At 52.0% G+C, this 22,483-nt stretch carries 17 protein-coding genes; 8 read left to right on the top strand and 9 right to left on the bottom strand.

The window, feature by feature from the left end; genetic code table 11:
• Positions 1–12 precede the first annotated feature (12 nt).
• Positions 13–372 carry a group I truncated hemoglobin gene (locus ACG2XO_RS12615; RefSeq protein ID WP_410498341.1) on the bottom strand — a complete coding sequence of 120 codons (360 nt, stop codon included), beginning with the start codon at positions 370–372 and terminating at the stop codon, positions 13–15.
• A 264-nt stretch (positions 373–636) separates the two neighbouring features.
• On the opposite strand from ACG2XO_RS12615, the gene tyrS reads away from it, so the two are divergent.
• On the top strand, positions 637–1,926 hold the full coding sequence (gene tyrS / locus ACG2XO_RS12610; protein ID WP_410498340.1) for a tyrosine--tRNA ligase: 1,290 nt from the start codon (positions 637–639) through the stop codon (positions 1,924–1,926).
• Positions 1,927–2,042: 116 nt separating this feature from the next.
• Here the strand turns inward: tyrS and phbB are convergent, their stop codons facing one another.
• On the bottom strand, positions 2,043–2,777 hold the full coding sequence (gene phbB, locus ACG2XO_RS12605; RefSeq protein WP_410498339.1) for an acetoacetyl-CoA reductase: 735 nt from the start codon (positions 2,775–2,777) through the stop codon (positions 2,043–2,045).
• Between the two features lie 138 nt (positions 2,778–2,915).
• Between phbB and ACG2XO_RS12600 the strand changes: the two genes are divergently transcribed.
• The 6 genes from ACG2XO_RS12600 (at position 2,916) to ACG2XO_RS12575 (ending at position 9,894) form a co-directional block, all read left to right on the top strand.
• On the top strand, positions 2,916–3,785 hold the full coding sequence (locus tag ACG2XO_RS12600) for an SDR family NAD(P)-dependent oxidoreductase (RefSeq protein WP_410498338.1): 870 nt from the start codon (positions 2,916–2,918) through the stop codon (positions 3,783–3,785).
• 121 nt (positions 3,786–3,906) lie between these two features.
• Entirely contained in the window at positions 3,907–5,559 is a 1,653-nt protein-coding gene (locus ACG2XO_RS12595) for a CTP synthase (RefSeq protein ID WP_410498337.1), read from the top strand.
• A 69-nt stretch (positions 5,560–5,628) separates the two neighbouring features.
• Positions 5,629–6,468, top strand: coding sequence for a 3-deoxy-8-phosphooctulonate synthase (kdsA, locus tag ACG2XO_RS12590; protein WP_410498336.1), 840 nt, complete (start codon positions 5,629–5,631; stop codon positions 6,466–6,468).
• A 105-nt stretch (positions 6,469–6,573) separates the two neighbouring features.
• Positions 6,574–7,869 carry a phosphopyruvate hydratase gene (eno, locus tag ACG2XO_RS12585; RefSeq protein ID WP_410498335.1) on the top strand — a complete coding sequence of 432 codons (1,296 nt, stop codon included), beginning with the start codon at positions 6,574–6,576 and terminating at the stop codon, positions 7,867–7,869.
• Positions 7,870–8,022: 153 nt separating this feature from the next.
• Positions 8,023–8,334, top strand: coding sequence for a cell division protein FtsB (gene ftsB, locus ACG2XO_RS12580; RefSeq protein ID WP_410498334.1), 312 nt, complete (start codon positions 8,023–8,025; stop codon positions 8,332–8,334).
• A 96-nt stretch (positions 8,335–8,430) separates the two neighbouring features.
• Entirely contained in the window at positions 8,431–9,894 is a 1,464-nt protein-coding gene (locus ACG2XO_RS12575) for a PLP-dependent aminotransferase family protein (RefSeq protein WP_410498333.1), read from the top strand.
• 7 nt (positions 9,895–9,901) lie between these two features.
• Here the strand turns inward: ACG2XO_RS12575 and ACG2XO_RS12570 are convergent, their stop codons facing one another.
• From ACG2XO_RS12570 to ACG2XO_RS12555, 4 genes are all read right to left on the bottom strand, one after another.
• Positions 9,902–10,171, bottom strand: coding sequence for a hypothetical protein (locus ACG2XO_RS12570; RefSeq protein ID WP_410498332.1), 270 nt, complete (start codon positions 10,169–10,171; stop codon positions 9,902–9,904).
• A gap of 177 nt (positions 10,172–10,348) precedes the next feature.
• Complete coding sequence (locus ACG2XO_RS12565) at positions 10,349–10,651, bottom strand: DUF2917 domain-containing protein (RefSeq protein ID WP_410498331.1); 303 nt, start codon at positions 10,649–10,651, stop codon at positions 10,349–10,351.
• A gap of 167 nt (positions 10,652–10,818) precedes the next feature.
• On the bottom strand, positions 10,819–12,744 hold the full coding sequence (gene mnmC, locus ACG2XO_RS12560) for a bifunctional tRNA (5-methylaminomethyl-2-thiouridine)(34)-methyltransferase MnmD/FAD-dependent 5-carboxymethylaminomethyl-2-thiouridine(34) oxidoreductase MnmC (RefSeq protein WP_410498330.1): 1,926 nt from the start codon (positions 12,742–12,744) through the stop codon (positions 10,819–10,821).
• Between the two features lie 21 nt (positions 12,745–12,765).
• On the bottom strand, positions 12,766–13,986 hold the full coding sequence (locus tag ACG2XO_RS12555) for an MFS transporter (RefSeq protein WP_410498329.1): 1,221 nt from the start codon (positions 13,984–13,986) through the stop codon (positions 12,766–12,768).
• A 256-nt stretch (positions 13,987–14,242) separates the two neighbouring features.
• Here ACG2XO_RS12555 and ACG2XO_RS12550 point away from each other — a divergent pair, with 256 nt between their 5' ends.
• Complete coding sequence (locus tag ACG2XO_RS12550) at positions 14,243–14,557, top strand: HU family DNA-binding protein (RefSeq protein WP_410498328.1); 315 nt, start codon at positions 14,243–14,245, stop codon at positions 14,555–14,557.
• A 151-nt stretch (positions 14,558–14,708) separates the two neighbouring features.
• On the opposite strand, the gene lysS is transcribed toward ACG2XO_RS12550, so the two are convergent.
• From lysS to ACG2XO_RS12535, 3 genes are all read right to left on the bottom strand, one after another.
• Positions 14,709–16,232: a lysine--tRNA ligase gene (lysS, locus tag ACG2XO_RS12545; RefSeq protein WP_410500260.1), complete on the bottom strand. Its 1,524-nt coding sequence runs from the start codon at positions 16,230–16,232 to the stop codon at positions 14,709–14,711.
• 66 nt (positions 16,233–16,298) lie between these two features.
• A complete protein-coding gene (gene prfB, locus ACG2XO_RS12540) occupies positions 16,299–17,402 on the bottom strand; it encodes a peptide chain release factor 2 (protein WP_410498327.1) in 1,104 nt (367 codons plus the stop codon).
• Between the two features lie 168 nt (positions 17,403–17,570).
• Positions 17,571–22,292, bottom strand: coding sequence for an NAD-glutamate dehydrogenase (locus tag ACG2XO_RS12535; RefSeq protein ID WP_410498326.1), 4,722 nt, complete (start codon positions 22,290–22,292; stop codon positions 17,571–17,573).
• Positions 22,293–22,483: the final 191 nt, after the last annotated feature.

Below are 22,483 nucleotides of genomic sequence, written 5' to 3'. Positions count from 1 at the left end.
AGGCTGCACGATTTATACCCTGATGATTTCTCCTTTTAACGAATACAAAATGGTGAGGACATCGGATTTCACATCGTCACCCATGCCATTTTTGTCCAGTGCGGCCAGAATATCGTCCATGACCGCCAGGTACTCCTGTTCGCTGATATTCATTCCCTGATGCGTCGAGCGCATATCCTTGCCGGTGTAGGCTTCGGGGCCCCCGGATCCAACGCAGATAAATTCAAATGCCGTTTTTTTCAGATGATTCAGGTCTTTGACGTTTTCAAAACGGGGTTTCACGATGGGGTTGGCAAGGTGATTGGCAACAATGTCGTCGACAACCCTTCGGATACCGTCGGCTTTGCCTAACCGTTCATATAAGCTGGCCATGTTCATGCTCCTGTGGATTTTTGGAAGTTACAAGTATTTCGATAACAATCAAAATACTGTTTTGAGCCTATGCTTACCCATAATTTATGTGGGGCAAGTTTGGTTTTTCAGGTGATGGGAGGCATGACAGGGCGCGCACCACGCCGCAATGAGGGCCGCGATTGGGCTTATTGCTCATTTGAGCTAGAATAGCCGACTTTCTTTATGATCTTGCGGCGGCATACATCGTTTTGCCGCTCATTGTAAAAAGCTCCGGAGTCTTCAATGTCGTCAATCAGCCTCAGTCAGGCCAATCTTATCGAAGAATTGCAAGCGCGTGGCCTGGTCGCCCAATGTACTGATCAAGCCGCCTTGTCCGAATTATTGGCCAAAGAGTCTGTGACGCTGTATTGCGGTTTTGATCCGACGGCAGACAGTCTGCATATTGGTTCGCTGGTGCCGATTCTGGTCTTGAAGCGTTTCCAGCAATACGGCCACAAACCGATTGCGCTGGTGGGCGGCGCAACCGGCATGATTGGCGATCCGAGCTTTAAAGCGACCGAGCGCAAGCTCAATACGCCAGACGTGATCGCCAGCTGGGTCGACAAGATCCGCAAACAGGTCGAGCCGTTTTTGAATTTCGACGGCGACAACGCCGCGATCATGTCGAACAACTACGACTGGTTCGGCGGCATGGGCGCGCTCGAATTTTTGCGCGATATTGGCAAGTATTTCTCGGTCAATGTGATGATCAAGAAAGAAGCGGTGCAGCAGCGTATTGCGCGTGAAGATCAGGGCATTTCGTATACCGAATTTTCATACAGTCTGCTGCAAGGCTATGACTTCACCGAGCTGAACAAGCGCTACGATTGCAAATTGCAAATCGGCGGTTCGGATCAATGGGGCAATATCACGGCAGGGACTGATCTGACGCGTCGTCTGAATCAGACTCATGTGTTTGGTTTGACTTTGCCGCTGGTGACCAAGGCCGACGGCAGCAAATTTGGCAAAACCGAAACCGGCACGATCTGGCTCGACGCGAAAAAAACCTCGCCCTATGCTTTCTATCAGTTCTGGCTCAATAGCGCCGACGCTGATGTTTACAAATTCCTGAAATATTTCAGTTTCCTGTCTATCGCCGAGATCGACGCAATCGAAGAGGCCGACAAGACCAGCGGCAAAAAACCCGAAGCGCAACGCATTCTGGCCGAGCAAGTCACCGCGCTGGTGCATGGCGCGACGGCAGTCGAGGCCGCGCAACGCATCAGCCAGCATCTGTTCAGTGACAGTCTGGCGGCGTTGACGCAAAACGATTTCGAGCAGCTGGCGCAAGACGGCATGCCGAGCGTACAGATTGAAAAGTCGGTGGCTAATTTGATCGATGCGCTGGTGGCTGGTGGGCTGGCCAAGTCGAAAACCGAAGCGCGGACGTTTATTCAAAGCGGTGCGGTGATTGTGAACGGCCAGAAGGTTGAAAGTCTGGATTATACGTTTAGCGATGCTGATCGCTTGTTCGACGCATATACACTGCTTCGCCGCGGCAAGAAAAATTATGTTTTGCTGTGCTGGAAGTAATATGCAGGGGTATTTGTTTGTGGGCTAATTTGGCATTGCCTTTCAATCAAATACCCATGTTATGTATATAAAAACCCGCCAATTGGCGGGTTTTGTTTTTGGGCAATCAGAACGGATTAGCAGGTGTGCTGTCCGCCATTGATCGCCAGATTGGCACCCGTCATAAAGCCAGAGAGATCGGAAGCCAGATAGCTGATCAAGCCTGCGATTTCTTCCGGTTTGCCAAGACGGGCAACCGGGATATGCGCGATGATCTTGTTGCGTACATCTTCAGGAACGGCCATGACCATATCGGTTGCGATATAGCCCGGAGAGATCGTATTTACAGTTACGCCTTTACGCGCGACTTCCTGTGCCAGCGCCATGGTGAAACCGTGCATACCGGCTTTGGCGGCTGAATAGTTGGTCTGACCAAACTGACCTTTCTGACCGTTGATCGATGAAATATTGATCACACGACCCCAGCCGCGATCAGCCATGCTGTCAACAAACTGTTTGGATACATTGAATACCGAGTCCAGATTGGTGCTGATCACGGCATTCCAGTCGGTTTTGCCCAGTTTTTTGAAGCTGGCATCGCGGGTAATCCCGGCGTTATTGACCAGAACGTCAACCGGGCCGACTGCCGCAGTGATTTTTTCTGCCAGTGTGACGCAAGCATCATAATCAGTGACATCGCATTCAAAGGCCTGGAATTGATAACCAGCAGCCTGATTGTCGGCCAGCCATGCAGCTTCCTTGCCAGGGCGGGAATAAGTTGTGACGACGGTGAAGCCATCATCTGCCAATTTGCGACAGATAGCGGTTCCGATGCCGCCCATACCACCAGTGACGAGAGCTACTTTTGCCATTCTTGTATATCCTTGTTGGTTTTGAATTATTGCTTTGTTTCTTGCTTAAAACCTTTGTTAAGCTTGCGAAGGGTATCTAAGTGTTTACCCCCGTGTAAATCTAAATGAAATTTAAAGTGACAGAATGGATACACATCGATGACTAAAAATTCAAGAACAATCCTGATCAGCGGCTGCTCCAGCGGAATTGGTCTGGCCTGTGCGCTGGGATTACAGCAAAAAGGATGGCGGGTTTTTGCCAGTGCCCGCCAGATGGCCGATGTGCAAATGTTGGCCGAGCTCGGGCTTGAGAGCGTATTACTTGATGTTGCCGATAGCTCATCCATCAAGGCCGCAGTGCAAGCTGTGCTTGAAAAAACTGCCGGTCGGCTCGATGCGGTTTTTAATAATGCCGGCTTTGGTGTGCCGGGGGCGGTAGAGGATTTGAGTCGCGAAGCGATGCGTTTTCAGTTTGAAACCAATGTGTTCGGTGCTATCGAGCTGAGCAATGCGGTCTTGCCGGTTTTTCGCAAACAAGGTGCAGGACGCCTCATTTTTAATAGTTCGGTATTGGGCTTTGCTGCAATGCCTTATCGCGGCGCTTACAATGCCAGCAAATTTGCACTCGAAGGATTTGCCGATACTTTGCGTCAGGAGTTGCAAGGTAGCGGAATATGCGTCTCACTCATTGAGCCCGGGCCGATTGTCAGTCGCTTTCGCGCCAATGCTGCCGAGCAGTTCAAGCGCTGGATCGAGCCAGAAACGAGTTTTCATTGGCCGTCGTACAAGGTCATGCTATCGCGACTCAATAAAACCGGCCCGGCTGCGCCGTTTACCTTACCCGAACAGGCCGTGCTCGATGTATTGCTACATGCGCTGGACGAAAGCAAACCCCGTTTGCGTTACCGGGTAACCTTACCAAGCAAGATATTCTGGTATCTCAAGCGTTTGTTACCCACTCGTGTACTGGATCGTGTTTTGCTCCAAGCTTCGGGAGATGAGCCGGGTTTTGCATACCGCCGCAAGTAGGCTTATGGCGTGACTCCCCGTCAATATCGCCCGAACGCACAATATTTTTAATTTGTCCAGAATTGAGCTAGCCCCTGTGGTTCAGGTAGAATGCGGGATTCAAACTTGTGCGCTCTCAACAATGACCAAGTATATCTTCGTTACCGGTGGCGTTGTGTCTTCACTCGGCAAAGGCATCGCCGCCGCATCCCTGGCTTCGATTCTCGAATCCCGCGGCCTTAAAGTTACCATGATGAAACTGGATCCCTATATCAATGTGGATCCCGGCACGATGAGTCCCATGCAGCATGGTGAAGTATTCGTAACCGAAGATGGTGCCGAAACCGACTTGGATTTGGGGCACTACGAGCGTTTCATTACGTCCAAAATGCAGAAGCGCAATAATTTCACGACCGGTCAGATTTACGATTCCGTGATCAAAAAAGAGCGTCGTGGCGATTATCTCGGTAAAACCGTTCAGGTGATTCCACACATTACCGACGAAATGCGCCTGTTTATCGAACGGGGCTCGGAAGGCGCCGAAATCGCCGTGATCGAAGTCGGCGGTACCGTTGGTGATATCGAGTCGTTGCCGTTTCTGGAAGCCATCCGTCAGATGGGCGTCTTGCTGGGCAAAGAGAGCACCTGTTTTGTGCACCTCTCATACGTGCCTTATATCGCCGCAGCCGGTGAAATCAAAACCAAGCCGACGCAGCATAGCGTCAAGGAGCTGCGCGAAATCGGTATCCAGCCTGATGTGCTGATTTGCCGTGCCGACCGTATGGTGCCGGATGAAGAGCGTCGCAAAATTGCACTGTTCACCAATGTTTCAGAGAAAGCGGTGATTTCGTGTCCGGATCTGGATTCGATTTATAAAATCCCGCGCGTGCTCTCCGAGCAGGGCATCGACGACATTATTTGTAAACAATTTGGTTTGGACTTGCCTAAAGCCAATCTGTCGGTGTGGGATGGCATTGTTGACGCGATCCAGAATCCGAAACAAACCGTCAATATCGCCATGGTCGGCAAATACGTCGATCTGACCGAATCGTACAAATCGCTGATCGAAGCTTTGCGCCACGCCGGTATTCACACGCGTTCCGAAGTCAAAATTCATTTTGTTGACTCCGAATCGCTGGAAACCGAAGGCGCTGCATGCCTGAAAGACATGGACGCGATTCTGGTGCCGGGCGGATTTGGTAAACGCGGCGTTGAAGGCAAGATCGTTGCAGTGCGTTTCGCGCGTGAAAACAATATCCCGTATATGGGGATTTGTCTGGGCATGCAGATTGCATTGATCGAATTTGCCCGCGATCTGGCCGGCATGCCAGGCGCAAACTCGACCGAGTTTGATTTGGAAACCGAATATCCGGTGGTTGCTCTGATCGATGAGTGGGTTAACCACGACGGCAAAATCGAAACGCGCGATGAAAACTCGAATCTGGGCGGCACGATGCGCCTTGGCGCACAGGAATGTCGTCTTGAAACGGGTTCTCTGGCGAGCAAGATTTATGGCAATGAAGTCATCACTGAGCGCCACCGTCATCGCTATGAAGTGAACAATTACTATCTGACGCGTCTGGAAAGTGCTGGCCTGAAAATCAGCGGCAAATCAGTCGGTGCCGAGCAGCTGGTGGAAACCATCGAACTGCCGGAACATCGCTGGTTCTTTGCATGTCAATTCCATCCGGAATTTACGTCAACGCCACGCGATGGTCATCCATTGTTCAAGTCCTACATTGAAGCAGCGATTGCTTATGCCCGTGATAACGGTCGTGAAGGTCTGAGCTGCTAACACTTCGGGGTATTGCTCGCAAGGCAATACCCCTTGATGTCTCTAGGGTAATACTATTCGGGGTATATTATGAAACTGTGTGGATTTGATGTTGGTATCGATCAGCCTTTTTTTCTGATCGCAGGCCCTTGCGTCATTGAAAGCGAGCAAATGGCACTCGATACTGCGGGTCAACTGAAAGAAATTTGCGCGGCACTCAATATCCCATTTATCTATAAATCAAGCTTTGACAAAGCCAATCGTTCTTCAGGCAAATCATTTCGTGGCCTCGGGATCGATGAAGGTCTGCGTATCTTGTCCGAAGTGAAAAAGCAGATCGGTGTGCCGGTTTTGACCGATGTACACACCGAGGCTGAAGCGCCGATTGTGGCCAGCGTCGTAGACGTGCTGCAAACGCCAGCTTTTCTGGCGCGCCAAACCGACTTTATCCACGCCGTTTGTGCAACCGGCAAGCCGGTCAATATCAAAAAGGGTCAGTTCATGGCGCCTTGGGATATGAAACACGTGATTGCCAAAGGGCGTGAAGCCAATGGGGGTCTCGATAATCTAATGGTGTGTGATCGCGGCACTTCATTTGGCTACAACACACTGGTTAGCGATATGCGCGGCCTGATGGTGATGCGTGAAACCGGTTGTCCGGTCGTTTTTGATGCGACACATTCGGTGCAGCAACCAGGCGGGCAGGGTGATCGTTCGGGTGGTCAGCGCGAAATGGTGCCGGTTTTGGCACGCGCAGCTGTTGCGGCCGGGATCGCCGGACTGTTTATGGAAACGCATCCTAACCCTTGCGAAGCCTTGTCCGATGGCCCGAATGCTTTCCCATTGCCACGAATGAAAGAAATGCTGATCACGCTCAAGGACATTGATCGGGCAGTTAAGGCACACTCTTTCATTGAACACACGTTGTAATAAAGTTTCATAATTTTCTGGCAAATGAAGTAGTTTATATACGACATGGCCATAATTTTTGTTATATAGTCCCTTCTGTATTCAACCTAAAGAGGTGTAACGCCCATGAGCGCAATTGTTGAAGTTATTGCACGTGAAATTCTGGATTCTCGCGGCAACCCGACTGTAGAAGCTGATGTTTTGTTGGAATCGGGTGTTATGGGTCGTGCGGCTGTGCCGTCTGGCGCGTCGACTGGTGAGCGCGAAGCGCTGGAACTGCGTGACGGCGACAAAGCCCGTTATCTGGGTAAAGGTGTTTTGAAAGCGGTTGAAAACATCAACACCGAAATTTGCGAAGCGATTATCGGTCTTGACGCAGCTGACCAGGCTTTCATCGATCAAACGATGCTTGATCTGGATGGCACTGAAGACAAAGCACGCATGGGCGCGAACGCGATCCTGGCCGTATCAATGGCCGTTGCCAAAGCGGCTGCTGAAGAAGCAGGCTTGCCACTGTACCGCTATGTTGGCGGCTCAGGCCCGATGGCATTGCCAGTACCAATGATGAACGTCATCAATGGCGGCGAGCACGCATCAAACAGCCTGGATTTCCAAGAGTTGATGATTGTTCCAGTTGGCGCGCCAACTTTCCGCGAAGCACTGCGTTATGGCGCTGAAGTGTTCCACAATCTGAAAAAAATCATGCACGACAAAGGCATGCCAACTCAGGTAGGTGATGAAGGCGGTTTCGCTCCTGACGTTGCAGGTCCTGAAGAAGCGCTGGATCTGATCATGGCCGCGATTGAAAAAGCGGGCTACAAAGCCGGTACTGATTTCCGTATCGCCCTAGATTGCGCAGCGTCTGAATACTTTGACAAAGCGACTGGCAACTACGTATTCAAAAAATCAGGCGGCCGTACTTTCACTTCAACTGAAATGGTTGATTACCTCGAAAGCCTGGTGAACAAATACCCAATCATCTCGATTGAAGACGGCATGGGCGAGCGCGATTGGGACGGCTGGAAAGTGCTGACCGACCGTTTGGGCAAGAAAGTTCAGTTGGTAGGCGATGACTTGTTCGTTACTAACACCAAAATCTTGGCTGAAGGCATCAAAAAAGGCATTTGTAACTCGATCCTGATTAAAGTAAATCAAATCGGTTCTTTGACTGAAACGTTGGCTGCTGTTGAGCTGGCTAAACGCAGTGGTTACACTTCAGTGATGAGCCACCGCTCAGGCGAAACTGAAGACGCAACGATTGCTGATTTGGCGGTTGCAACGAACTGCATGCAGATCAAAACAGGTTCACTGAGCCGCTCTGATCGTATCGCCAAATACAACCAAATCTTGCGCATCGAAGAAGAATTGGGTGATGCAGCCGTTTACCCAGGTATCGGCGCTTTCTATCAGCTGAAAGGCTAATTGGTTTAAGCAACAGCGGTCACGCGGTGTTACGCCGCGGGCTGCAAGCTATAGTAAGATCAAAACCGGAGCCAGTGCTCCGGTTTTTTATATGAATGAATTTGCTCAGGCTTCCCCATTTCAATGCGAACTTTAGCGCTGATATTTGCTGTAATGATTATTGCCCTGCAATGGCCGCTATGGGTTGGCCGTGGCAGCTGGATGCGCGTTTGGCAGCTCGATAGCCAATTGACTCAGCGTCAGACTGAAAATGCCAAGCTCAAAGAGCGCAATCAAACGCTGGAGGCTGAGGTGAACGATTTGAAAACCGGCACTGACGCAATTGAAGAGCGCGCGCGTAATGAGCTGGGAATGATTCGTGCTGATGAAGTCTTTTTTCAGATTCTGGATCGCACGACGACGACAAGACCCGACGACATCCTGAATGACAAGAGCAGTTCTCTGGAGGCTACGGTCAAACCGTAAGCTGTACCGTAACATTATTTTAAAAAATGTTATCAACTCACATCTGTTATGCCTGACAGACATGCGTTATAGTATTCCTCATCCAAGGAGTACGCCATGTCCGAGCTGATTCAAGCCCCCCGTAAAACACTCTATATGCAGCTTGCCGAAGAAATGGCTCAAGCCATTGAAAGCGGCGTTTTGCGTGTTGGCGAAAAAATGCCTTCGATCCGCAAGCTATCGGGGCAGCGGCAACTCAGCCTGTCTACGGTCATGGAAGCCTACCGCGAGCTGGAAGATCAAGGTCTGATTGAAGCCAGGCCGCAATCGGGCTTTTATGTGCGCCAACGCCGCAATATGGCGATTCCTGATCTGACCGCGCCACCCAAAAATCCTTCGCACGTCTTTATTGACCCTTTGCTAACACCATCGGCCTTATGGCAAATCAATGGAGAAATTAAAGTCGATTTCGGCATGGCGGTTCTGTCACCCAAGCTGTTTCCCAATGCACAAATACAGCGACTGCTCTCGCAGTTGGGACGTCAGTATCCCGATCTGATTGCTGACTATGGCGAATCTAAGGGAGATCTTGAATTACGCCGCCAGATTTCCCGTCGCTCATTGCTCTCGGGCGGGCAGGTCGAAGCTGAAGAGGTCATCATTACCCAAGGTGGCATTGAAGCGCTGAATCTGTGTCTGCGTGCAGTCACCAAACCCGGTGATGTCGTCGCTATTGAGTCGCCAGCTTATTTCGGCCTGCTGCAAATTCTGGAAAGTTTCGAGCTCAAAGCGCTCGAAATTCCGACGCACGCGAAAACCGGGATTTCAATCGAGGCGCTGGAATTGGCGACGCGTAATGGTGAAATCAAAGCATGCGTATTGATTCCAAACTTTGCCAATCCACTGGGCAGTCTGATGCCGGATGAAAACAAGCAGCGCGTCGTGCAATTGCTTGAAGAACGCAATATTCCGCTGATCGAAGACGATATTTACGGCGAATTTTGCTACAGCGGTGACAGACCCATTCCAGCCAAAGTTTTCGATAAAACCGGCAATGTGATGCTGATTTCATCATTTACCAAAATTGTGGCGCCTGGATTTCGAATCGGCTGGGTCGTCGCCGGCAAATGGCAAAAGCAGATTGAGCAGCTGAAATTCATCAACACTTATTCGACGCCGGTTTTACTACAACGCACGATTGCCAAGTTTCTGGAAACCGGCGGTTATGACCATCATTTGCGACGGCTGCGCAAAAGCTGCGCCGAGCAGGTGCATCAGGCCGTCGATGCGATAGGTCGTTATTTTCCGGCTGATACACGGCTTAATATGCCACAAGGGGGGTATGTGCTGTGGGTCGAATTAAATAAAGGCATAGACACAATTACCCTGCTGCAAGAAGCCTTAATGGAAGGAATCAGCTTTACACCAGGCTCGTTGTTCTCGCCCAGCCACAGCTATCGCAATTGCTTGCGGATTTGCTGCGTTGAGCCGTGGACGACCCGCCATGAAAAAGCCATTGCCCGACTGGGCGAATTGGCTCAACGCCAGTTAGCCTCATTACGCGCTGTTGTTCCGGTGTAAAACGTGCTTATTGCTGCACGTTTTTCATCATAACCAGGCAGCTTTGCGGATGCGGTGTTTGGGCTTCTACGCAAGAATTTGAATAAGCCATATAACAGGGCGGATTCTGGCCTCGCTCATCAACCCAGACCACATCAAGCCGATCACCGCAGCGATCTTCGATCAGTGAGTTCATCTGCAACTGGGCTGCGATCAAAAAACCCTGATGGGGTTCGGAGCGTGAGCTGGCAGGAACGAGCGTAACTAGCGCTACAAAGAACATCGGAAGACGTGACATAGAGCCTCCTTCGATCAGCGAGCACCTGATAAATACATGTCGATGAAGAGAGGTCGATGTGTCTGCCGCTCAACAAGCGCCGATCAGTAATTTCACTATCGGCGCTTTTTGTGCGAGACGTAATTTTTTATCGCAAACGGTTAGACCATTCTGATTAACGGCTGCTACCTTGTGAAATCAAATGGTTTTGACCGACGGTTTATACCAGTGTTGTCGCAGTAACTCGGTCAAACGATAGTGTATGGCCTGCAGCAATGAGCTGACGAGATGAACCGGCTCCCTGCATTGCAATCGGCTCTCAGTCAGTGCCTCAATCACGACGGGCTCATTACTGCGGATTTGCCATTGCTCGCCGCGTTTCAGAATCACATCGACGCCATCATCGCTTAACCAGACCATTCCTGACTCGCATTCAATCCACAGCTGTGAATGGCCGCTCAGCGTTGACAGTTTGCTTTTTGATAGAAGCAGCGTATGCATGATGATTCTCCCGCTCAGTTCGCGCAATTGCGATAAGGAAAGAATACGCTTTAGCCGCAAATCGGTTTAGCTGCACAACTGTACTGTTTTTAAGATTGCAGTTGGCATGAATAGTCAAACTGTACCGGTATTTTTTAGGCATTACTGTTTTACAAAAATTGAAAGAATCAATCGGTAGCCTTGCCCCTGCGTAGCGTACGTAACTCAAAACGCGCCGGATCAAGTGCATTGAGCAGGCTGCGCTCAATGGGCAGGGGCTCCTGATTGAGCTGACAGGCGATGATTTCTGCCGCCAGCGCATGCCAGGTCATTCCGCGTGAACCCAGACCCAGCACGGCATACAAGCCTGGCTCGCGTGGCATCTGGAATAACTGATGTACTGCAGCACGCTGCGCCTGATCGGCAATCGGTGCATGCAAAGCGCCTACGAGCGGCAAACGATCAAGCGAATTGGGGCGCGCACAAACTCGAGTGTGGGTCTCATCAGTGGCTGGTGTTTTCAGCTCGGGCAAAATTTCTGTCAGCGCAGCCAGATTGGCATCACGAACCGCGGCAACATCAGGCGCCTGATACGCCGCAGCGCCCAGACTGCGCCAGCCATTGAATGCCGCGGTCAGATAGGCATTGCCCGAGCAGCTGGGCAAAGTCTCCGGGACAGATTGAGCCGGGATTTGCGTAACTGCGCGCCAAGTCTGGCTCAGCGGCAAATTGGCTTGCGGAATCAGTTGTATCGCGGCGGTGGCATTGGCCAAAATTAGTGTTCCGGTTTGTGCGAGGCTTTGTCCCTCGGCATCAAACAATTGCCAGTATCCTGCGCTCTCCTTCATAGAGGCTACTGGGGTATCTAACTGCAGATCAATGCCATATTTGGCTAGAGACAAATACCCCTTGCATAAACTGGGTGGATTCAGCCACAGCGCTTCAGAAAACCACCAGCCACCGCGCGCCGGACGAGTACCGAGTTTTTCCTCGGCTTGGTCGACATCGAGAAACTGCACCAACTCAGATGGAAAACCCAGCTCATTCACCGTTTCACGCATCAATGCCTCGTGAACTTCGTCCTTGGCGACTTGAAACTGCCCAGCCAGACCGAAATGCACCCCGTGCGCTGCCAATCCTTGCAATTGCTGGCGCGCGAGCGCAAATCCGGCGCGCGACAGCCGGGCGAGCGCATTATCGTCCTTGCTGAAAGTCGGGTGGGAGAGGCCGACATGATTTCCCGATGCATGTTGGGCAACCGCCTTATCCGCTTCAAAAATACGCACATGCCAGCCACGTTGAACCAGACTCGCAGCGACCGAACAACCCGCAATCCCGGCACCAATCACGATCGCCGATTTCTCATCACAATGCTGAGGCTTGCTTGGCACGACGAGCCGTGGTGGTTTGGGCAATCTGGCGCACTGGCCAGTCAGCATTTGGCGCTTGTTGGCAAAGCCCTGAACTTTCTGCACGGAAAAACCTGCTTCGGTCAGCCCGCGCCGTACATCGCCAGCCACAGTGTAAGTCGCCAGCGTCGTGTCGATTTTGCACAAGCGCCACAAGGCTTTGAAAACCGGCAAACACCACATCTGAGGATTTTTGCCCGGTGAAAACCCATCCAGATAAATTGCATCGACCTTGGCAACGACTTCATGCAGCATCGTCAGCACATCGCCGAACAACAAGGTCAGCGAAACACGACCATCATCGAGCCAGATGCGATGAAATCCCGGCGTCAGATGCGGCCAATGGCGTAATAAATTGCGCGAGAGTTCGGCCAAATCGGGGTATTGCTGATGCAAACGAGCCAGATCGTCGCGAGCAAAAGGAAATTGCTCGACTGAAATGAAATGCAGCCGCTCTGAACGCTGCGGATCATTGCGCCAGGCCTGCCAGGTGCTTAAAAAACTGATTCCCTGACCAAAGCCGGTTTCGATAATCGTGAAACAATCTCGTTCTTGCCAACGCTGCGGTAGCTGATTACCGGCCAGAAAAACCGCTTGCGCCTGTTGTTGCGCACCTTGAGCCGAGTGATAAATATCATCAAAACGGCTGGAATAGGGCGTACAGCCGTCGTCGGCAAATTCAAGTTGAGCAGGGGTGATGGTCATCAATTTTTGCTTGGATAAGGATTATGTGGCGGTTTCACCGTGTGTGCCGCGCAAGAATTCACGTCGGGCCAATACCGCGACAATGCCGCAAAGCAGGCAAATCAGTACAAAACTGCGGTTGCCCCAGTGGGCGTAGCTCCATTTTAACAGCTCGATGCCGAGTGAAAAAACGACCATATTGAACATGCCCAGCGCGGCAGCGACGGTGCCCTTGCTTTGCTCGCTGGCAAACAGCGTGAGCCGGTACAGTGCAGCATTAATGATCCCCATACCGATGGCGGCAAAGCCCATGCTCCAGACCAGCCAGCGCCAGTTGCCTGCATCGTGCAGCAGGTACAGCGCAGCGATCAAGCCTATCATCATCGGCCAGCTGCCTAAACGGATTAATCGATAAATCGGCACGTGGCTAACCAGTTTGGCGAGCAGCAGATTGCCGAAAATCAACCCGGAAAAAACCGGGATCTGCCACAGGCCGTAATCGAGCGTCGATAAACCGGCTTGCTGCATCAGAATCACCGGCGCGAGCGCAATCCAGCCCAATAGCGGAACACAGTTAAGCCCCAGCGCAAGCCCGCCATACACAAAGCGACGGTTCTGGTAGACCTGTTTATAGTCTTGCCATAGCAGTGAAATTTGCAATGGCGTCGCCAGTTTGGGCGAGGTTTCCGGCATTCGTAGCCACAGGCCGCTCAATGACAGCAGTGATACCAGCGCGACGACGATAAAAATCCAGCGCCAGTCGCCCAATTGCAATATGGCCGCACCAGCGACCGGGCCGATCAGCGGTGCAATCAGCGCCACATTGGCCATCAGCGCCATCACACGCACCGCCATAGTCTCGGAAAAACTCTCCTGTATTGCCGCGTAGCCCACGGCACCAATGAAGCACAGACCGATACCCTGCAGAAAACGGAAAAACAGAAAAGCCTCAAACGAGCTGACCCAGAGTATGCCGATGCACGCCAGTGTAAAAAACAGCGCGCCACCGAGCATGACCGGACGACGGCCAACGCGGTCGGATAAAGGGCCGAGCAGCCATTGCAGACTTGCGCCACCAAGTAAACTGACTGTCATTGCCGATGGAATCAGTGCCGGATTGGCGGCAAACTCGCGAACCACGGCAGGCATGCCCGGCAAAATCATATCGTTCGAGATATAAGTCGCAAACTCGAAGAGCACCAGCGCCAACGGGAATAGCAAGGTAGAGAGAGTCAGGCGGGTAATGACGGGAGGCGTACTCATGCAAAGCTCGGACGGGCAAAGCGCTATTTTCGCAGTTAGTGCCTTCTAATGCTTGGTAAAAATGACGCTGACGGCATAAAAAACCAGCCCCTTGCTGCATAAACCGTCAGCAGGCTTTATAAGAAATCGTTAGGTGCTATCGTCATGAGTTTTATCGTCGGCTTCAAAAACTGTCTGAAACCGTCATAAACCATTGGCGCAACCATAAATGGCTGCGGCATAATGGCTTTCAACCTTTTCACAAGTCGAGCCCACCATGACCAAAACCGAGTTGATCGCCATTGTGCATAATCTGGCCAGTATCGAGCACCCAGAACTGAGCAAAAAATCAGTCGCCGCGCTGATTGATACTTTATCCGCAGTCATTACCGCAACGGTCAGTGGTGGTGGCGATGTCGCTTTGCCCAATGTCGGCAAGATTGCGCTCAAAGCCCGCGACGCGCGCGTAGGTCGCAACCCTCGCACTGGCGAAGCGGTGCAAATTCCAGCCAAGAAAGTCTTGAAATTCACGCCTGCCAAAGCGCTGAAAGACGCTGTGGCTTCACAAGAAACCTCGCAAGCCGCTGAATAATTTCCAGCTCTTTTAGCGCGCCAGGCGCGACAGATTAGCCTAGTGTCGCTGAAGTTGCGGCAATAAAAAACCGGCCAAGGCCGGTTTTTTGCTGGGCATTGCTTTGAAAGCAAAGTCAGAATTGCCCCGCAGGGCAATACCCAATGATGTATTAGTCTTCCAGACGCATTTGCGGGAACAAAATCACGTCACGAATGCTTGGCGCATCGGTCAGCAGCATCACCAGACGGTCAATCCCAATACCGCAGCCGCCCGTTGGCGCCATGCCGTGTTCGAGCGCGCGGATGTAATCGGCGTCAAAGTGCATCGCTTCATCGTCGCCAGCTTCTTTCAAGTCAACCTGCGCCTGGAAGCGTGCTGCTTGATCTTCCGGATCGTTCAACTCGGAATAACCATTGGCGTGTTCACGGCCAACGATAAACAGCTCGAAACGCTCGGTAATACCGGCTTGCGTGTCCGAGGCGCGCGCCAGTGGCGATACTTCGGCCGGATAATCAACGATAAAGGTTGGCTCCCACAATTTGCCTTCGGTGTTTTCTTCAAACAGGCTCAATTGCAAGCCGCCGATGCCGTCGGTCAATACTGGTTTGCCGCCTAAACGTGCGATTTCGGCTTTCAGGAAAGCGCGGTCGTGCAGTTGTTCGTCGGTGTATTCCGGGTTGTAATGCTTGATCGCACCGGCAATCGTGAAGCGCGCGAACGGCTTAGACAAATCGACGGTTTTGCCTTGATAAGTCACGACCGCATGGCCGGTCGCTTCAATCGCGCAGGCGCGAATAATGCCTTCGGACATATCCATCATGCGCTGGTAATCGGCGTACGCTTCGTAGAATTCAATCATCGTGAATTCCGGATTGTGACGCGTACTCATGCCTTCGTTGCGGAAAGAGCGGTTGATCTCGAACACGCGCTCCAAACCGCCAACGACCAGACGTTTCAGGTACAGCTCAGGTGCGATCCGCAGATACAGCGGCATATCGAGCGCATTGTGATGCGTCACAAAGGGCTTGGCTGTCGCGCCACCCGGGATGCTGTGCATCATCGGCGTTTCAACTTCGAGGTAACGCTGCTCAACCATAAACTCGCGCAGACGCTGAACGATTTTGCTGCGCTTGATAAAAGTGTTGCGTGATTGTTCGTTGGTAATCAGGTCGATATAACGCTGACGGTATTTGGTTTCCTGATCGGTCAGACCGTGGAATTTTTCCGGCAATGGGCGCAGCGATTTGGTCAGCAGACGCAATTCAGAAACGTGTACCGACAGTTCGCCGGTTTTGGTTTTCATTAGCGTGCCGCGCGCAGCAACGATGTCGCCCAGATCCCAGGTTTTGAAGTCGCTATAAATGTCTTCGCCAACGGCCTGACCCGCGATATAGAACTGAATGCGACCAGAAACGTCCTGAATGGTGATAAAGCTGGCTTTACCCATCACACGTTTGAGCATGATGCGGCCAGCGACCGACACTTCAACTTTCTGCGCTTCGAGCGGCTCTTTTTCGATTTCGCCATATTGCGCAGCCAGATCAGCGGCCAAGTGTTCGCGCTTGAAATCGTTAGGGAAAGCAATGCCGCGTTCGCGAATCGCCGCCAGTTTGGCGCGACGCTCGGCGATAATTTGGTTTTCGTCCTGCTGAACGATTTGATCTTCGATAGTTGGGTTTGACATGGGGTATATGCCTGCAAATTAGTGTGTGTATAGTCTTGCGGCAGATACATCTGCATGTATCTGCCGCATAAAGTCTTAAACGCCTTGTTTCAAGCTCGCTTCAATAAAGCCATCAAGGTCGCCATCCATCACGCCTTTGATATTGCCCACCTCGTAGCTGGTACGCAGGTCTTTGATTCGGCTTTGATCGAATACGTAGGAGCGAATCTGGTGGCCCCAGCCAATATCGGACTTGGTCGCTTCGAGTGATTGCTGCGCTTCCATGCGTTTGCGCAATTCCAGTTCGTACAATTTGGCGCGCAGCATTTTCCAGGCTTCGTCGCGGTTTTTGTGCTGCGATCTATCGTTCTGGCATTGCACGACGGTATTGGTCGGAATGTGCGTCAAACGGACTGCCGAGTCGGTTTTATTAATGTGCTGACCACCCGCACCTGAAGCGCGATAGGTGTCGGTACGCACGTCTGCCGGATTGATTTCAATCTCAAAGCTGTCGTCGACTTCCGGGTAAACAAAGACCGAAGCGAACGAGGTGTGGCGACGGTTGTTCGAATCGTACGGCGAGCAGCGAACCAGACGGTGAACGCCGGTTTCGGTACGCAAGAAACCGTAAGCATAATCACCGGTAAGCTTGATTGTGGCCTGGCTGATGCCGACGATGTCGCCATCCGATTGTTCCATAATCTCAACGCCAAAGCCTTTGCGCTCGCCGTAGCGGACGTACATCCGCAATAGCATGCCGGCCCAATCCTGCGCCTCGGTGCCGCCAGCGCCGGACTGGATGTCGATAAAGCACGGCATCGGGTCCATCGGGTTGCTGAACATCCGGCGGAATTCAAGCTTGGCAATTTCGGCTTCCAGCTCGGCGTAATCGCCGGCGATGACTTCGACGGTGCCAAAGTCATCTTCCATTTTGGCCATTTCGAACAGTTCAAGCGCATCGGTGACGCCGCCAGTGACGCGATCAAGCACATGAACGACGTCTTCAAGCGCTTTGCGCTCACGGCCGACTTCCTGGGCTTTTTTCGGGTCGTTCCATGTTTCTGGCGCTTCAGACAGGCGCACGACTTCTTCAAGCCGATCAACTTTGGTCGGGTAGTCAAGGTAGCGCTTGAGTTCGTCTGCGCGTGAGGCTAGCTCTTTGAGCTGGTTTTCAATCTGGTTGAGCTGTTCGCTTTCCATGCGATGATCCGCCGTCCGCTGGTGCAAAAAGCGCGAATTATACCAGAAATTGCCCCGTTTTTGTGAGGCGATTGACGTTACGGATTGCAGCATCCGGAACGTCAGCATCAATAATTCGGGGCTCTTTCGAGCCCCGAATCTGGTGCAGCGGTGATGTAATGAGTTTGCTCAGGCACCTAGCCGGTGTCGCAACTCCCTGATCGCAGCAGAAATCATTGCCAGATCCGGGCTGCTGTTTCGCAAATCGTTGAACATCGCCAGAATACGTTCGATTGCTGCGGCGTTTTTCTGCTGCCAGCTACCGAGTTTGTCCTCACTGACATCCGAATTCCAGACGTGCGAGGTCAACGTTGTTTGCAACTGATTCAGATCGTCGCGCACCGCCATGCGTGCCAGTGTTTGCCAGCGGTTTTCGCGCGGCAATTGCTCGATTGCACGATGCAACCAGCCCAGTTCGAGTACATCGCCCAGTGCCAAGTGCAATTTGAGCCGGTCGGCAAGCTGTCCGGTATCGTTGCCACTGCGAGCCATTTCGAGCAAAGGCTGGATTTCTTGTAAAACCAGTACCCGCATTGCCAGATCAGCCGGTACACCAGCCGACAACAAGGCTGCTTTCTGGCTTTCAAACCGTGGACTATTGCTGAGCCATTCCGGTGCTTTGGGCAAGGCCAGCGCCGCGCAGGTGTGCAAGTGATCGCTTTCTGCTGTGTTCAATGGATGCTGGATCAACCAGCGCGCCACGCGCTCGCAGTAGCGGCGAATTTGCAATTGCAACTCGATTTGTACTTCGGCTGCCACTTTGCCGTCGAGTGCTTCGACTTCGGTAGCAAGCTGTTCGCCGTCGAGCAATTGCTGTGCGGTTAGCAGTGCATCAATGATTTCACTGACGCTGTGCTCGGTTTCTTCCTGCAAACGGAAAACGCAACTGACGCCAAAGCGGTTAATTGCATGGTTGGTGAGGACCGTTGCGACAATTTCACGCCGCAATGGATGGTTGATAATGGCGTCGGCAAATTTCGTCCGCAGCGGGGTCGGGAAATATTGCTTCAGAATCTCGTTCCAGCGTGCATCGTCAATCAGTGATTCGGCCAGCAAATCAGGGTAGAGCACCAGTTTGGCATAGGCGAGCAGCACGGACAGCTCAGGACGGGTGAGTCCCAAACCGGCGGCCTGACGTTCGGCAATCTGGCTATCGCTAGGCAGGTACTCAATACGGCGTGACAATTTGCCGGCTTTTTCGAGTACCTGCATCATCCGGGCATGGACGCTGAGCAGCGATTTGGCGTGCTGATGTTCAAGCGAAACCGCCAGCGTTTGCAGTTCATTATCGCGTAGGACCAGATGGCCAACTTCATCGGTCATGCTGGCGAGCAATTCATTGCGCTGTTTGAGCGTCATATCGCCATTGGCGATCAGTCTGCCGAGCAAAATCTTGATATTGACTTCGTGATCGGAGCAATCAACACCGGCCGAGTTGTCGATGGCGTCGGTATGAATTCGCCCGCCATTGGCGGCATATTCGATCCGGCCAAGCTGGGTGAAGCCCAGATTGCCACCTTCGGCAATCACTCGGCAACGCAAGTCCCGCCCATCGACCCGCAGCGCATCATTACCCCGGTCATTGGCTTCGGCATGACTTTGGCTGCTGGCTTTGACGTAAGTACCGATCCCGCCGTTATACAGCAGATCGACCGGTGCTTTCAGAATGGCCTGAATCAGAGCAACGGGTTCGAGCTGATCGTCGCTGCAGTCGAGCAGTTTTTTCATTTCAGGCGACAACGGAATGCTTTTTGCACTGCGTGGCCAGATGCCACCGCCTGCAGAAATCAATTTGCTGTCGTAATCAGCCCACGATGAGCGGGGCAGGGCAAACAGTCGTTCACGTTCGACAAAGCTCGCCATTGCATCTGGATTGGGGTCGATGAAAATATGCCGGTGATCGAAAGCGGCAACCAGTTGGGTGTGTGGAGAACGCAGCAAGCCGTTGCCAAATACATCGCCCGACATGTCGCCGATACCGACGACGGTAAAGGGCTCGGTGCGGGTGTTCAGACCCAGCTCGCGGAATGAGCGTTCGACCGAAACCCAGGCTCCACGGGCGGTAATCCCCATTTTCTTGTGGTCATAACCGACTGAGCCGCCGCTGGCAAAAGCATCGTCGAGCCAGAAGCCATATTCCTGCGAAATGCCATTGGCAATATCCGAGAAAGTGGCCGTGCCTTTGTCGGCGGCAACAACGAGGTAAGGATCGTCGCCGTCACGACGACGTACATCGGCGGGCGGCAATACTTTGCCATCAGCCAGATTGTCGGTCAGGTCAAGCAGGCCGCGAATAAAGGTCTGATAGCAGCTCACCCCTGCAGCCATAAAGGCTTCGCGCTCGACAGGTGGATTTTTGACGATAAATCCGCCTTTGGAGCCAACAGGAACAATGACGGTATTTTTGACCATTTGCGCTTTGACCAGACCGAGCACTTCGGTGCGGAAGTCTTCGCGGCGATCAGACCAGCGCAAGCCGCCACGGGCGACTTTGCCCCCACGCAGATGCACGCCTTCCATCGTTGGCGAATAGACAAAAATTTCGCACATCGGAACGGGTTGCGGCATAAAGCTGATTTGCGGGGAGGCAATTTTTAATGACAGATAGCTTTTGTGCAACCCATTGCTTTGCTGGAAAAAATTACTACGCAGGGTGGCCCTGATTGCTTGGACAAAGCCGGTCAGAATGCGTTCTTCATCGACATTCGGCAGTTCTTTGGCGGCTTGTTCAATCGCACGCAGCGTGCTTTCGGCGGCTTCATCGCTAGATTGAGTCGGATGCTGCAATTGCATAAAGGACTGAACCAGCGCCTTGCTGTGCACAGGATGTTTCAACAGGCAGTCGGCAATGGTTTCTACGCCATATTTGAGTGCGACCTGTTTCAAAAAACGGGCATAGGCGCGCAATATCAGCACTTCGCGCCAGGCCAGATCGGCCAATAGCGTCAAGCGGTTAAAGCTGTCGTTTTCCGCTTCGTTATTAAAGAGTGCGATAAAACTGTCCATCAAGCGCTGACGGGCGATGGGCGACTCCAGCAATGCGCCGTTGGGCAGACGTACACCGATGTCCATGATCCACATCGATTCGCCAGTTGATAGATTGATCTGGTAAGGCCGCTCGTCAAGGACACGCAAGCCCAGATTTTCCAGTAAAGGCAGGCAATCAGAGAGCTCAATGGCCTGCTGGCGATAGAGTTTGATGCGCCAGATTTGTGGATCAAGTGCATTACCGGCACTTAATGAGATGGTGAGCTTTTGCTTGTTCCGGCTGTGTTCCAGCTGTTCGATATCATGGACCGCAATGCGTGGCAGAAAATCATCGCAATAAGCACCACTGAAAGCAGTGTGATATTGCTGATACAGCTGGGCTCCCAATTCTTCACCGCGGGCGTGAATCAGTTCGCGTTTCAGCGTATCACCCCAACGTTGTGCCAATAGGGCGATTTCATTTTCTATGGCTTTGGCATCGTAGGCACAGGCTGAATCGGGCGAGCGGCGGACTATGTACTGAATCCGAGCCAGTGGCGAGTCGCTCAGCAAAACAGTGTATTCAGCGTTGTGACCTGCCAGTTTTTCCAGCAACAGTTTTTCGATTTTTACGCGTACTTCGGTGCTGTAATTGTCACGCGGAACAAAGACCATCACGGAAACATAGCGACGATAAATGTCATTACGGAAGAAAGCACGAACACGTGAACGCTCATGCAGTGAAACAATACCGGTGGCAATGCGGCTCAATTCCGGAACTTCGATTTCGATCAACTCGTCACGCGGATAGGTATCAAGCGTATTGAGCAGCGCCTTACCGCGATAGCCGGATAAATCATTGCCGGCATCATGGATAACAGCGTCGATTTTCTGGCGCAAAAACGGAATCTGCCGCGGTTGCGAGGTATAAGCACTGGCAGAATACAGTCCGACGATACGGGTTTCGCCGATAATTTCGCCTTTTTCATTGTGCGAGCGAATCAGGACGGTATCGAGATAGGCAGGGCGGTGAACAATCGATCGGCGATCCGCCTTGGTCAACATCAGCAGGCGATCTTTGGCATAGGCAATCGAGCGCAGCTCTTCGCTCAGACTGGACCAGATTTTGGAAACTTCCGCTTTGCCTTCGTCACGCATGATGCCCAGACCACTATTGGCCTGCAGCATCAATTGGCCGTCGACGAACTGGTATTTGCGCATCCCCAAGAAAACAAAATGTCCTGCCAGCAGCCATTCCAGATAGGCAATGCTTTCTTTGATCAGCGTTTTGGGGAGGACGTTCGGGCTGTGGCGGAGTTCTTCCAGAATATCGACAACACCGTCGGACATTTTTTTCCAGTCGGCGACCGATGCTGTAATTTCATCCAGTGCGTGTTCGATTTGTTGCTGTAACGATTGTAATTGCTCTGGCTGACTGATCCGGGTAATTTCAAAATGCATCCAGGATTCTTTCGAACCCGACGGATCGAGCGCTTGGGCATGCCCTTGGGCATTACGCAGCACACTTAATATCGGATGTATTACCGTCAAAGCGTTGTATTTCATGTTGTTCAGGGCAATACCCACCGAATCAACCAGGAATGGCATATCGTCAACGACGATTTCAACCACGGTATGTTCGCACTGCCAACCGTGTTCGGTCTGGTTCGGGTTATATATCCGGATCAAGACCTGACCTTGCTGTCTGAGCTGGGCAAAGCGCCAATGCGCCAGTAAAGCCCCCCCCCAGTCCTCAATATTTCTTTCCTGCCATTCATCAAGTGGAATATTGGCAAAATACTGTGCAACAATATGCTCAGAATTTTCAAAGCCTTGCTGTTGCAGCCATTGATTGATGCGTGAAAACTGATCGGGATTAGCCATGGGTCTACCTTTTGATCCTCGGTGGTATTTGAGGCACTGTAGAACTTTGTCAAGCCAATCTCTATTAGGATAATTACGGGTTTTTTACTTTTTCGTAATGTGTAGTCTGATTTTTAAAACTACATAACTGGCGTGTCAGGGTCGATCAACGGGCGTGGCTTTATTATTATAAAATGCTAATATAGCTTCGT

The sequence above is a fragment of the Chitinibacter sp. S2-10 genome (genome assembly GCF_046530675.1).
Taxonomy (GTDB): Bacteria; Pseudomonadota; Gammaproteobacteria; order Burkholderiales; family Chitinibacteraceae; genus Chitinibacter.
The sequence above is the reverse complement of the archived record's forward strand: the minus strand, read 5'-3'. Positions and strand labels throughout refer to the sequence as shown.